13 protein-coding genes and 1 pseudogene are annotated in these 11,926 nt (G+C 57.4%); 3 read left to right on the plus strand and 11 right to left on the minus strand.

Annotated features, from left to right (window positions below; genetic code table 11):
* From ABYA88_RS05400 to ABYA88_RS05425, 6 genes and pseudogenes are all read right to left on the minus strand, one after another.
* Positions 1 to 419 (minus strand): annotated as a pseudogene (locus ABYA88_RS05400) (U32 family peptidase); the annotation flags it as partial.
* A 13-nt stretch (positions 420 to 432) separates the two neighbouring features.
* On the minus strand, positions 433 to 1,428 hold the full coding sequence (locus ABYA88_RS05405; protein ID WP_373185948.1) for a peptidase U32 family protein: 996 nt from the start codon (positions 1,426 to 1,428) through the stop codon (positions 433 to 435).
* A 112-nt stretch (positions 1,429 to 1,540) separates the two neighbouring features.
* Positions 1,541 to 2,008: a molybdopterin synthase catalytic subunit MoaE gene (moaE, locus tag ABYA88_RS05410; protein ID WP_373185949.1), complete on the minus strand. Its 468-nt coding sequence runs from the start codon at positions 2,006 to 2,008 to the stop codon at positions 1,541 to 1,543.
* Between the two features lies 1 nt (position 2,009).
* The gene (gene moaD / locus ABYA88_RS05415; RefSeq protein ID WP_373185950.1) at positions 2,010 to 2,258 is read right to left on the minus strand and encodes a molybdopterin converting factor subunit 1; all 249 of its coding nucleotides are present in this window, start codon (positions 2,256 to 2,258) and stop codon (positions 2,010 to 2,012) included.
* Positions 2,255 to 2,731: a cyclic pyranopterin monophosphate synthase MoaC gene (gene moaC / locus ABYA88_RS05420; RefSeq protein WP_373185951.1), complete on the minus strand. Its 477-nt coding sequence runs from the start codon at positions 2,729 to 2,731 to the stop codon at positions 2,255 to 2,257. The genes moaD and moaC overlap by 4 nt, the downstream gene beginning before the upstream one ends.
* A 91-nt stretch (positions 2,732 to 2,822) precedes the next feature.
* The gene (locus ABYA88_RS05425; protein ID WP_373185952.1) at positions 2,823 to 4,082 is read right to left on the minus strand and encodes an acyl-CoA dehydrogenase family protein; all 1,260 of its coding nucleotides are present in this window, start codon (positions 4,080 to 4,082) and stop codon (positions 2,823 to 2,825) included.
* Positions 4,083 to 4,377: 295 nt separating this feature from the next.
* Between ABYA88_RS05425 and ahpC the strand changes: the two genes are divergently transcribed.
* Both ahpC and ahpF read left to right on the plus strand, forming a co-directional pair.
* Positions 4,378 to 4,941 (plus strand): alkyl hydroperoxide reductase subunit C, encoded by a 564-nt coding sequence (gene ahpC / locus ABYA88_RS05430; protein WP_373185953.1) that lies wholly within the window; start codon positions 4,378 to 4,380, stop codon positions 4,939 to 4,941.
* Positions 4,942 to 5,042: 101 nt separating this feature from the next.
* Positions 5,043 to 6,638 carry an alkyl hydroperoxide reductase subunit F gene (gene ahpF, locus ABYA88_RS05435; protein ID WP_373185954.1) on the plus strand — a complete coding sequence of 532 codons (1,596 nt, stop codon included), beginning with the start codon at positions 5,043 to 5,045 and terminating at the stop codon, positions 6,636 to 6,638.
* A gap of 72 nt (positions 6,639 to 6,710) precedes the next feature.
* Here the strand turns inward: ahpF and ABYA88_RS05440 are convergent, their stop codons facing one another.
* The 5 genes from ABYA88_RS05440 to purU all read right to left on the minus strand — a co-directional run bounded on the left by ABYA88_RS05440 (position 6,711) and on the right by purU (position 11,291).
* Complete coding sequence (locus ABYA88_RS05440; protein WP_373185955.1) at positions 6,711 to 8,336, minus strand: methyl-accepting chemotaxis protein; 1,626 nt, start codon at positions 8,334 to 8,336, stop codon at positions 6,711 to 6,713.
* Between the two features lie 97 nt (positions 8,337 to 8,433).
* Positions 8,434 to 9,690, minus strand: coding sequence for an HD-GYP domain-containing protein (locus ABYA88_RS05445; RefSeq protein WP_373185956.1), 1,257 nt, complete (start codon positions 9,688 to 9,690; stop codon positions 8,434 to 8,436).
* Positions 9,691 to 9,795: 105 nt separating this feature from the next.
* Entirely contained in the window at positions 9,796 to 9,972 is a 177-nt protein-coding gene (locus ABYA88_RS05450) for a hypothetical protein (RefSeq protein WP_373185957.1), read from the minus strand.
* Positions 9,969 to 10,385, minus strand: coding sequence for a CBS domain-containing protein (locus ABYA88_RS05455; RefSeq protein ID WP_373185958.1), 417 nt, complete (start codon positions 10,383 to 10,385; stop codon positions 9,969 to 9,971). The genes ABYA88_RS05450 and ABYA88_RS05455 overlap by 4 nt, the downstream gene beginning before the upstream one ends.
* A gap of 54 nt (positions 10,386 to 10,439) precedes the next feature.
* On the minus strand, positions 10,440 to 11,291 hold the full coding sequence (gene purU / locus ABYA88_RS05460) for a formyltetrahydrofolate deformylase (protein WP_373185959.1): 852 nt from the start codon (positions 11,289 to 11,291) through the stop codon (positions 10,440 to 10,442).
* Positions 11,292 to 11,523: 232 nt separating this feature from the next.
* On the opposite strand from purU, the gene mvaT reads away from it, so the two are divergent.
* Positions 11,524 to 11,895 carry a histone-like nucleoid-structuring protein MvaT gene (gene mvaT / locus ABYA88_RS05465; protein ID WP_373185960.1) on the plus strand — a complete coding sequence of 124 codons (372 nt, stop codon included), beginning with the start codon at positions 11,524 to 11,526 and terminating at the stop codon, positions 11,893 to 11,895.
* Positions 11,896 to 11,926: the final 31 nt, after the last annotated feature.

The following is an 11,926-nucleotide window of genomic DNA, read 5'->3' on the forward strand; positions in this document are numbered from 1 at the left end:
ACCGGCGGTACCCAGCGCAGCATGCCGAGACCGACCATTTCGTCCAGGGCATAGGCATTGTAGAGATTGAGTGAAGGACCGCCGATGAACTCGACTCCCCGTTGACTCAGATATTGCACTGCGGCGATATCGTTGGCCTCGACGCGAATCTCACCGTTGTCGCATAGCCTGCGCAGGGTAGACAGCTCGGAAGCCGCCTCGATCAGCGCCATGCTGGAAAGGACTATTTCCGCATCAGTTGCGGTGCGCAGGTCGCGTGCAAGGCCTAGCCAGTCATCCAGCGACAGCGCCCTGCGCTTGGAGCAGACCGTTTCACCCAGGTAGATGGCATCCAGTGGCTGAGAAGCCATGTTGGCGTAAAAATCCATGATCTCCTGGCGTGTCCAGTAGAACAGTATCGGGCCCATCGAGAGCTTCATTTGTACTGCCTCCTCATTGCCATGGCCGGTGGTAAGCGCCCAGCGTCGTCTGACTGCCTTCCGATAGTTTTTCCAGCAAGCGGTTCCAGGCCGGATCCACAGCAAATTCGCCAGGATTGGCCGTATAGCGGTCCAGCGCCTGGCGCCAGACGCCGGTCACCTGCTCGACGTAGCTGGGGCTGCGCTGGCGCCCTTCTATCTTCACGGCAGCGACACCGATCGCGGTCAACTGTGGAATCAGATCAATGGTGTTCAGGCTGGTCGGCTCTTCCAGGGCATGAAAACGTTTGCCATTGACCATGAACCGACCCTTGCACAGGGTCGGATAGCCGGCTGCTTCTCCTTCGGCATAGCGGTCGATGAGCACCTCGTTCAGTCGTGAAGTGAGCGCTTCGGGTTCCTGGCTCCAGCGCACCGCACTGGCAGGGGAGCACACCCCGCACAGGTTGGGCGACTGCCCGGTGACATAGGAAGACAAATGGCAACGACCCTCGGCCATGATGCACAGACTGCCGAAGGCAAAGACCTCTACCGGTACCGGGCTGCTGGCGGCCACCTGACGCACCTGATTGAGCGACAGCACCCGAGGCAACACAGCGCGACGGATGCCGTATTGCTGGTGATAAAAGTCCAGAGCGGCGGCATTGGTTGCCGAGCCCTGGACCGACAGATGCAGATTCAGATCGGGGTGTTGCCTGCTGGCATAGGCAAGCACGCCTGGATCGGCGGCGATCAATGCATCGACACCGAGATCGGCGGCCTGATCTACCGCTCTTTTCCAGCGTGACCAGCCATCCGGCAACGCATAGGTGTTGACCGCGATGTACAGCTGGCGACCGCGGGAGCGGATCAGTTCAAGACCGCTCTCGAGGTGTTTTTCGGAGAAATTCAGTCCAGCGAAATGGCGGGCGTTGGTGTCGTCTCGAAAGCCGGTATACACCGCATCCGCGCCACAGCGGACCGCGGCCTTGAGCGCAGGCAAACTGCCCGCGGGACATACCAGTTGCATAGAAGCTCCTTGCAGGGGACAAAGCTGATAGTTGACGACTCTGAATCATCAGCCGCCAACTCGCCTTGACCAGCGTCAAGCAAACAACATGGATCAGCCCGAACCGGCGAGGTCAATCAGCAGCGTCGGGGAGACGCCACTTGTCCATCTCTGCACTGTCCTGATCCCGCGCGTCAACCCACCGCGGGCCGGAACCGGTATCTTCCTTCTTCCAGAATGGTGCGCGGGTTTTCAGATAATCGATGATGAAATGACTCGCCTCGAAAGCGGCAGCCCGGTGCGCGGAACTGACACCGACAAACACGATGGGCTCGCCGGGCTCCAGCCGGCCCACGCGGTGCAGCACATCGACACCCAGTAGTGGCCAGCGTTGACTGGCTTCATCCACGATCATTTGCAGCGCCTTCTCGGTCATGCCCGGGTAGTGCTCAAGCAACATGCCCGCGACCTCCTCCCCGTCGTTGAAATCGCGCACGTAGCCGACAAAACCCACTACCGCGCCGACGCCCAGTTGCGCTGCATGCAGCCCGTTGAGCATGGCGCCGGGATCGAAGGTGTCAGTCTGCACCACGATAGTCATATCAACCCCCGGTTACGGGCGGGAAAAAGGCAACTTCGTCACCGTCAGCCAGGGGCGTATCCAGGCTACACATTTCCTGATTACACGCGCACATCAGGCGCGGCTCTGCGAGCACTTCCCAGGCATTGCCGCGGGCCAGCAGGCGGTCGCGCAAATCGGCAACAGTCCGAAGGCCTGCGTCCCAGGGGATCCGTTCATGGTCGGTATCCAGCAATTCCCGGTAACGGGCAAAGAGTTGCAAGGTAATCATCCGGACTCCCCTATACGGAAATGGCCACTCTTGCCACCGGTCTTTTCCAGCAGCCGGGTGGTTTCAATGACCATGCCCTTGTCGACTGCCTTGCACATGTCGTAGAGCGTCAGCGCAGCAATACTGGCCGCGGTCAACGCCTCCATTTCCACGCCCGTCTGCCCGGCCAGCTTGCAGCGTGCCTCGATCCTGACCAAGTCAGGCTCCTCGGCGGTGAGCTCGACCCGGATACCGGTGAGCAGTAGCGGATGACACAGCGGGATAAGCTCATGGGTCCGCTTGGCCGCCATGATGCCGGCAATGCGCGCCACGGCGAATACGTCGCCCTTGGGGTGGCCACCGTTCTGGATCAGGGCCAGGGTGTCGGGGCGCATCCGCACCTGGGCTTCGGCGACGGCCTCACGAAAGGTTGCGTCCTTGGCGGTAACATCGACCATGTTCGCATGGCCCTGGGCGTCCAGATGGGTAAGCATATTGCGCTCCTGTAGATCCGATGACGCCTACTTTAACCCACCGCGAAGGCCTGAGCATTACCTCCCTGGAGGCATACCTGCGCGATCTGTTTCAGCCTCCGCGCCTCAGGCTGTCCGGTGGCGTCAGATAATCGCTGCTGCTGCCACGCCGCTCGTGGCTGGCGTCGATCTCCATGCGCGCAATGCTGCGCAAATGCACCTCGTCCGGGCCGTCGGCAATCCGCAGCGCGCGGGAGCCTATCCACAGGTCGGCCAGCGGTGTGTCCGGGGTCAGACCCATCGCGCCGAATACTTGCATCGCCCGATCCACCACGCCGCCCAGCATCGATGGCACCACGGCCTTGATCATCGCAATTTCCCGGCGGGCGGCACGGGCACCGACTTCATCAATCATCCAGGCGGTCTTGAGGACCAGCAGGCGCGCCTGCTCGATCTCCATGCGCGAGCGGGCGATCCACTCGGAGATACTGCCGTGCTGATGCAGATAACGGTCAAAGGTCTTGCGTTCCTGGGCCCGGTCAACCATCAGTTCCAGCGCCAACTCGGCCATGCCGATTGCGCGCATGCAGTGATGCACGCGGCCCGGCCCCAGGCGCGCCTGGGCCATCATGAAGCCGTCGCCCTCATTACCCAGCAGATTGGCCGCAGGTACACGCACATTGCTCAACAGCAGTTCGCAGTGGCCCTCGGGCGCCACATGGTGCATCACGGGTATGTTGCGCACCAGTTCGACACCAGGGGTGTCGCAGGGAACAATGATCATGCTCTGTTGCCGGCGCGCCTCGCCTTCAGGATCGGTCTTGCCCATTACGATCAGGAAGGTGCAATCAGGGTGCGAGGCGTTGGTGATGAACCACTTGCGTCCGTTGATCACGTACTCGACACCCTCACGGCGGATCAGGGTCTGTATGTTGCTGGCATCGGACGAAGCAACATCCGGCTCGGTCATCGCGAACGCCGACCTGATGTCGCCACTCATCAACGGCTGCAGCCATTGCTCGCGTTGCGCCGGCGTAGCAAACATGTGCAGCAATTCCATATTGCCGGTATCCGGTGCGTTACAGTTGAACACCTCCGACGCCCAGCTTACCCGGCCCATGATTTCCGCCAGGGGCGCGTATTGCAGATTGGTCAGGCGGGTGCCAGGCTCGCATTCTGCCAGCGACGGCAGGAACAGATTCCACAAGCCCTCTTCGCGGGCCAGCGACTTGAGGTCAGCCATGAAGGACACCCGTTTGCCGTCAACGGCTTCCTGTTGCCATTGAGCTATTCGCGGCACGATATGATTATCGAGAAAATCGCGCACGCGGGCCTGCAGGGCTTCGGTTTCGTTGCTATAGGCAAAATCCATCGGAACGCTCCTGTGAGAAAGGGAACCACTGCCATCAAGGGTGATCTGACCTGAAGAGTTCCCTGAATTGAGGGATCAGATCGCATCGTGTTGAGAAGCCATTCTCGACTATCCGCCTTGCGGGATAATTGATTGGGGTCAATTCCCCTTTCTGCGCCTTGAAATGCCCGGCCCAAACCCCCAAATAGGCAAAAGCTATCCATGAGTTAGCTGAAATTTATTTTAGGTATTCAGGGTAAGCGCCTACTATTATCTCGCCTTCATCACCAATCGATTAATCAACAAGGAGTCAACGATGTCCGTCATCAACACCAAGATCAAACCTTTCAAGGCCCAGGCATTCAAGCAGGGCAAATTCATCGAAGTGTCGGATAAAGATATCGATGGCAAGTGGGCCGTGTTCTTCTTCTACCCAGCCGACTTCACCTTCGTTTGCCCGACCGAGCTGGGCGACGTAGCCGACTACTACGATGATTTCCAGAAGATCGGTGTCGAGATCTATTCGGTATCTACCGACACTCACTTCACGCACAAAGCGTGGCATGACAGCTCCGAGACCATCGGCAAGATCCAGTACACCATGATCGGCGACCCGACTGGCACCATCACCCGCAACTTCGACAACATGCGCGAAGAAATGGGGCTGGCTGACCGCGGTACCTTTATCGTCGACCCCGAGGGCATCATCCAGGCCGTCGAAGTGACTTCCGAAGGAATCGGCCGCAACGCCGTGGACCTGCTGCGCAAGGTCAAGGCTGCCCAGTATGTGGCTGCTCACCCGGGCGAAGTCTGCCCCGCCAAGTGGGAAGAAGGCAGCGCCACGCTGGCTCCCTCGCTTGACCTGGTAGGCAAGATCTAAGCACTACCGGATAACCTGGCCCGCCACGGAGCACTGCTCCGGGTTGGCGGGCCAGGTTTTTTTTCGACTTGAATTTGCTATTGACGAGGACGGACACGCTTATGTTGGACGCCAACCTGAAGAAACAGCTGGACACGTACCTGCAGAACATCATCACTCCGATCGAGCTCAGCGTGTCCGCAGACGAAAGCCCCAAGGGCCGTGAACTGAACGAACTGGCGACTGAAATCGCCGAGATGTCGCCGCACATCAGCCTGAACTGGAACGAGGCCAAGCGCACCCCGAGCATGAGCATTGCCCAGACCGGCGTGCCGCCGCGCATCAGCTTTGCCGGGCTGCCCATGGGCCACGAATTCACTTCGCTGGTGCTGGCCTTGCTGCATAGCGGCGGGCATCCTTCCAAGACCGATCCCGCTCTGCTGGAGCAGATCCGTCACCTGGATGGCGAATATCACTTCGAGACCTATATTTCACTGTCATGCCAGAACTGCCCGGACGTGGTCCAGGCGCTGAACCTGATGGCGACAGTCAATCCGAACATCACCCATGTGATGATCGACGGCGCCCTGTTCCAGGATGAAGTCGAAGAACGCCAGATCATGGCCGTGCCTTCGGTGTATCTGAACGGACAGCCCTTCGGCCAGGGCCGGATGACCCTGCCGGAAATCATCAACAAGGTCGACGCCAACGCGAGCAAGCGCAAGGCGGCCGAACTGAACAAGCAGGAACCCTATGAAGTCCTGATCGTCGGCGGCGGCCCGGCAGGCGCCGCAGCTGCCATCTACGCCGCACGGAAGGGCATCCGCACCGCGCTGGTAGCCGAGCGTTTCGGCGGCCAGGTAATGGATACCATGGGTATCGAGAACTTCATTTCAGTCAACTACACCGAGGGCCCCAAGCTGGTAGCCAGCCTGGAAGAGCATGTGAAGGAATACGAGGTCGATGTGTTTACCGAGCAGCAGGCTGTCAGCCTGACCGAAGGTGATTATGTGACCATCGGCCTCGAGAACGGTGCCAGCTTGTCCGGCCGCTCGGTCATTCTGGCCACCGGTGCACGCTGGAGGGAAATGAATGTCGCCGGTGAGCAGGAATACCGCGGCAAGGGCGTTGCCTATTGCCCTCATTGCGACGGCCCGCTGTTCAAGGGCAAGCGCGTGGCGGTCATCGGTGGCGGTAACTCGGGTATCGAGGCGGCCATCGACCTGGCCGGCATTGTCGAGCACGTCACCGTGCTGGAGTTTGCTGACACCCTGCGCGCCGATGAGGTACTGCAGCGTAAAGCCCGGTCCATGCCGAACATCGAGATCATCAAGAGTGCGCAGACCACCGAAGTTCGCGGTGATGGCAACAAGGTAGTAGGTTTGACCTATACCGACCGCGAGACCCAGGAAAGCAAACAAGTAGACGTGGCGGGTATCTTCGTGCAGATCGGCCTGATTCCCAACACCGATTGGCTCAAGGGCGGTCCGGTGAAGCTTAGCAAGCACGGCGAGATCGAAATCGACAACCGCGGGACCACTTCGATACCCAATGTGTTCGCTGCTGGCGACGTGACCACCGTACCCTTCAAGCAGATCATCATCGCGATGGGTGCCGGTTCGGCCGCAGCGCTGGGCGCCTTTGACCACCTGATCCGCACGCCGACTCCGGCCAAGGAGCAAGCGCAGCAGAGCGAGAAGCAAACCGAAATGGCCTGATCAGCACAAGCCGCAAACGAAAAACCACCCCTTGGGTGGTTTTTTTATGCCCGCGTCTCTGTGTCCAGCAGATCAGACCTTGAAGCGATTGACCAGCTCGTTCATCTCTACTGCCAGGCGTGACAGCTCGCGACTGGAACTGCTGGTCTGCTCGGCGCCGGCTGCCGACTGGGTCGACAAATCGCGGATATTGACCAGATTGCGATCCACTTCACGGGATACCTGAGCCTGCTCTTCGGCCGCGCTGGCAATCACCATGTTGCGCTCGTTGATCTGGGAGATTGCTTCAGTAATCTGCTTCAGCGCTTCACCAGCGGCATTGGCCTGCTCAAGGGTCGAATTGGCCATGGTGCGGCTGATGTTCATCGCCTCGACTGACTTTTCGGTACCCTGCTGCATGGTACCGATCATGTCTTCGATTTCCTTGGTCGACTGCTGCGTGCGATGAGCCAGAGCGCGCACTTCATCGGCGACCACCGCAAACCCCCTGCCCTGCTCGCCGGCCCGTGCCGCTTCGATCGCCGCATTCAATGCAAGAAGGTTGGTCTGCTCGGCAATGGCGCGGATCACGTCCAGCACGCGGCTGATGTTCTGCGCCTTGTCGGCCAGTTCCTGAACTTCGGTCGATGTGGACTCGATAGTGGCTGTCAGCTTGTCGATACTGGTAACCGTGCGCGCTACCTGCTGCTGACCCTCTGCGGCTGTGGCACTAGTCGCCTTCGACTGCTCCGAGGTGGAAACCGCATTACTCGCGACCTCATCTACCGCCGTACTCATTTCATTGACTGCGGTCGCAGCTTGCTGAATTTCGTCGTTCTGGCGCTGCAGGCCACGCGTTGCGTCTTCCGTCACTGCGTTCAACTCTTCTGCCGCCGAAGCCAGTTGAGTCGAAGAGTTGCCGATGCCCTGGATAGTTTCGCGCAGCTGATTCTGCATTGTGCTCAAAGCGCGCAACAACCGCGCAGGTTCATCCTTGCCGGTTACCGCGAAGTTGTGAGTCAGATCGCCGGATGCCACTACCTCAGTGATCTCTACCGCCTGGCGAACCGGCGTCACGATACTGCGGGTCAATATCAAGGCCAAGACGACAGTGAGAATTGCAGCAAAGACAATGAATATGATGACTGCCAGCTGCGCGCTGGCATAACTGGCTTGGGATTCGTCCCCTGCCTGCGCCACGCCCTCGCGCAACACCTTCTCGATAGCCAGCAGGTTTTGTACCAATGAGTCGCCCAGCAGGCTTAATCGCGTTTGGACCAGCTTTTCCCCCTGATCAAACTGTCCTTCCAGTGCAAGCATCGCGACCTGCTTCTGTACCACCATGAATTCTTCACGCTTGGCAATATAGGCCTCGAACGTGCGCTGCTTTTCCCCCGTGGTCAGCGTGCCGGCATAATTTGCTTCGGATCTCTTCATATCCTCGATCAATGACACAATCCGACCCTCGAGCGCCTGCCGGGCAGCAGGACTTTCCTCCATCAGCATCTGCAGAGTGAAATTGCGGATGCGCAGGATATCCTGACCGAAACCGGACACCGACAGAATGTTCGGCACCCAGACAGTTTCGACAGCGTTGGCCTGGTCGCGCATACCGCCCATTTCTCGCATTGCCAGTGTACCAAGCAACACAACCAGCAAAGCAATCAGGGCGAAGCCACCAGCGAGCCTGGCAGCAATGGAATAATTTCTCAGATTCATGCAGGTTTACTCTAGATATTGAAGTTCGTTGGGAACAGCGCCTACTTAATCTAGCGGCCGGATATGAGAAATCTTGATTGCAAGCGCGAAATATAAATCAGCCTACGGCTACCGAGCCTGCCCACAAACGGTCGAGACCAGAAAGCCCCCAGGCTACAGGGTCTTCGCGGCCGACAATGCCGTCATCACAATCATCGATCGCCAGGTCAAGCGTTTCCGGCGAAAGCCACTGACGCTTGGTGGCGCTGTAAAAAACGCGCAATCGAGGCTTGAGCAGCGAAGCCGGATTCTGCTCGATGACTATGGCAAGCCTGTCTGAGGCAAGGCGCACCAGCGAGCCTATGGGATAGATACCCAGGGTGCGCACAAATATGTGGAATAAAGATGTATCGAAATGGCCTTTCCAGCTCGCCATTCGGCTCAGCGAACTGGCCGGGTCCCCGCCAAGGTGATACGGCCGGTTAGACGTGATCGCATCATACACATCGCAGATAGCCGCCATACGGGCCATAAGACTGATATGTTCGCCAGACAGTTTGCCCGGATAGCCGGAACCATCCATTTTTTCATGGTGATGCAGACACGCATCGATAACCTCTGCCGGCATACCCGCCAGCGCGGTAAGCAGACTGGCGCCTGCTGCAGGGTGGCCGCGCATGACATCAAACTCGGCGTCGGTTAGTTTGCCCGGCTTGTTAAGAATATGATCAGGCATCGCTACCTTGCCGAGGTCGTGCAATAGCCCGGCCATGCCGGCAACCCTGATGGTGTGCTCGTCACACCCGTAACTGCGGGCGAGCGCAAGCATCAGGGCGGCGACAGCTACCGAATGCATATAAGTGTACTCGTCGCGACGCTTGATCCGTACCAGCCCCAACAGCGCATGGGCATTACGCTTTAGTGATTCGGACATGTCCGAAACCAATAACTGCAATCCTTCGCCTTCGATCACCTTACCCATTCGCACATCGGCGAACATACGTATCACATCACGTTTGCCGCGAGCCACCAGCTCCTGGGCGCGATCCAACTCCTGCGCAACCGAGCAAGAACTATTATCCGCTATCGGGTTGGGTTGCAACGACTCTTGCACCTCGGCCGGCGAATCAGTGATAACCGGTATGGGGTCTGGAACAGGCAATGGGGAAGCTATCTCTTCCGGCTTGTCAACGCCGACACCGCGTTCAAGATCAATGATCAGTTCACGTATGCCGCTATCACGGATTTTGCGCAGGACTGAGCCGTTAGCAATGAGCAGTTGGCGGCTCCAGAATGGATGATCAACCCAGGAGCCGCAGAACTGATGCACGAACATCCCTGTTGTCGCCTGCTCGACCGTAATTTTTTTCAGCATGGAAGAAACTGAACTCCCTGACTAATAAGAGCGCTCGCTGGAAAAGCCTTTAATCACGAACACCAAACCACTTCGGAAACCTGAGCCTACTATATCAAAACGCCATCAATCAGTATCAGGTTCAGGGGCGAAATCGGCACCGGAGTCTTCATTCAGAGCGAGCGGATCAAAACGGGCAAGGCAGCCGCCACCAATAACCGGCGGTGGTGGGACGGCTCCATGATTTAATGGATCGAATTCATCCGCATCATCATCCAGGCCGTGAAAGCCCTCAAGCATCATGCTCCAGGTGCTCCGTGATCATTGAAATGCTTGACTGCACGCAGGATATCGCGGCGACTGATCTGCCCGACCAGCCTCCCGTCGTCCACGACAGGAAACCGGCGACGACCGGTATGCACGAAACGTTCTGCAACAGAAACGATGTCTGCCTCAACATCGACGGTGTCCACCGAGCGGGTCATCACGTCACTTACGATGACTGCAGCCTCCTCGAAATAGCTGCCGGTCAGCGCGCCTTTCAGGCAATCGCCTTCAGACAGGATGCCAACCAACTGTTTGCGCTCGTCGATCACAGGCGCTCCGGAAATGCGATGCTGTAACAGAAGATCAATGGCCTTGGCCAGCTCCATCTCCGGTGTGAAACATACCAGGTCAGCAGTCATGTATTGGTGCGCTTTGACAATCTTCAGCATGGGTTCTCCTTGTCTGTATGAGACTGGTAATACCTTCTACCGTGCCTCCGGGTGCTAGCCAAAGACAACGGTCTTGTTGTCGTGAACCAGCACCCTGTCTTCCAAGTGATAGCGCAAACCACGCGAAAGCACCATTTTTTCCACGTCTTTTCCCAGCCGGACCATATCCTCGGCATTGTGCCGGTGGGTAATACGCACCACATCCTGTTCGATGATCGGACCCGCATCGAGCTCATCCGTAACATAGTGGCAAGTCGCACCGATCAGTTTAACTCCCCGCTGGGCAGCTTGATGATAAGGACGCGCGCCGACGAAGGAGGGGAGAAAACTGTGATGTATGTTGATCACCCGATTGGCGTAGCGTTGGCATAGTTGCGGAGGAAGTATTTGCATATAACGCGCCAGCACGATGCAGTCAGCCTGTTGATTTTCCACAAGATTGGCCACGCAGTCGAATGCGGGATTCTTGTCAGAACTGTCGACCGGGACGTGATGAAAAGGTATGCCGTGCCATTCCACCATGCTGCGCAGATCGTCATGGTTGGAAATGACACTGGTAATATCGCAAGCCAGTTCACCGCTATGCCAGCGATGTAACAGGTCTGCCAGGCAGTGCGACTCGCGACTGGCCATCAACACAACTTTCTTGCGCACGCCGGAGTCACTCACATGCCAGTCCATCGCAAACTCCCTGGCAATGGGTGCAAAGGCCGTGCGCAAACCGTCAAGATCGAAAGGAAGTGAATCAGCCCTGATTTCGTGGCGCATAAAGAACCACCCGGAAAGATTGTCCGAATGATGGTTGGCTTCGGTAATCCAGCCATTGTAAGCAGCAAGCACATTGCTGACTTTCGCAACGATTCCCACCCGATCAGGACAGGCAATGACCAAACGATAAGTGCGCATAACCCCACTCCAGCTGCGGGCCGGCTGGCTCGCTGTCAAAAGCGGTCATTCTACCTGTTCCCTTGCAGAATAATAGCAACCACGTGCAACCAAAGTTTCAGCCACCCGCGTAACAAAAGTTAATATTTCAGATACCGAGAAGTGCATATTGCTCAGCCCGAGATTGTATAAAACATGAGGCTGGATTATTATCTTCATGTTAAAAATTTAATCCGCACCGGAGACTCCATTTATGTCGGCATTACAAGAATTCCGCAGCCTGCAGCAAACCATTCGTGAACTTACAGAACGTATGAATTCATTGTCCAACGACAAGAAACTCAAGCAGGAAATCGAGTTCGAAGAAAAATTGCGCGCACTGATGGCTGAATATAACAAGTCATTGAAGGATGTCGTGATCATCCTCGACCCCGAAAACAAACTGGCCAGCAGTAAGAGCGTCAAGAGCAGTGGCACCAAGCGTGCACGCAAGGTGAAGCAATACAAAAACCCGCATACCGGTGAAGTGATCGAAACAAAGGGTGGCAATCACAAGGTTCTGAAAGAGTGGAAGGGTAAATATGGCGGTGATACCGTCGAGTCCTGGGTTACCATTCTGGGCTGATAGTTCGGAATACGTCTTCCAACGCTGATAA

Origin of the sequence: Halopseudomonas sp., from assembly GCF_041579695.1 — a bacterium.
Classification (GTDB): domain Bacteria; phylum Pseudomonadota; class Gammaproteobacteria; order Pseudomonadales; family Pseudomonadaceae; genus Halopseudomonas.

Excerpts from the sequence above, each read along its gene's own strand:
- ABYA88_RS05405 (WP_373185948.1), bottom strand. The coding sequence starts at position 1,428 with ATGCAACTGGTATGTCCCGCGGGCAGTTTGCCTGCGCTCAAGGCCGCG.
- moaE (WP_373185949.1), bottom strand. The coding sequence starts at position 2,008 with ATGACTATCGTGGTGCAGACTGACACCTTCGATCCCGGCGCCATGCTC.
- moaD (WP_373185950.1), bottom strand. The coding sequence starts at position 2,258 with ATGATTACCTTGCAACTCTTTGCCCGTTACCGGGAATTGCTGGATACC.
- moaC (WP_373185951.1), bottom strand. The coding sequence starts at position 2,731 with ATGCTTACCCATCTGGACGCCCAGGGCCATGCGAACATGGTCGATGTT.
- ABYA88_RS05425 (WP_373185952.1), bottom strand. The coding sequence starts at position 4,082 with ATGGATTTTGCCTATAGCAACGAAACCGAAGCCCTGCAGGCCCGCGTG.
- ahpC (WP_373185953.1), top strand. The coding sequence starts at position 4,378 with ATGTCCGTCATCAACACCAAGATCAAACCTTTCAAGGCCCAGGCATTC.
- ahpF (WP_373185954.1), top strand. The coding sequence starts at position 5,043 with ATGTTGGACGCCAACCTGAAGAAACAGCTGGACACGTACCTGCAGAAC.
- ABYA88_RS05440 (WP_373185955.1), bottom strand. The coding sequence starts at position 8,336 with ATGAATCTGAGAAATTATTCCATTGCTGCCAGGCTCGCTGGTGGCTTC.
- ABYA88_RS05445 (WP_373185956.1), bottom strand. The coding sequence starts at position 9,690 with ATGCTGAAAAAAATTACGGTCGAGCAGGCGACAACAGGGATGTTCGTG.
- ABYA88_RS05450 (WP_373185957.1), bottom strand. The coding sequence starts at position 9,972 with ATGATGCTTGAGGGCTTTCACGGCCTGGATGATGATGCGGATGAATTC.
- ABYA88_RS05455 (WP_373185958.1), bottom strand. The coding sequence starts at position 10,385 with ATGCTGAAGATTGTCAAAGCGCACCAATACATGACTGCTGACCTGGTA.
- purU (WP_373185959.1), bottom strand. The coding sequence starts at position 11,291 with ATGCGCACTTATCGTTTGGTCATTGCCTGTCCTGATCGGGTGGGAATC.
- mvaT (WP_373185960.1), top strand. The coding sequence starts at position 11,524 with ATGTCGGCATTACAAGAATTCCGCAGCCTGCAGCAAACCATTCGTGAA.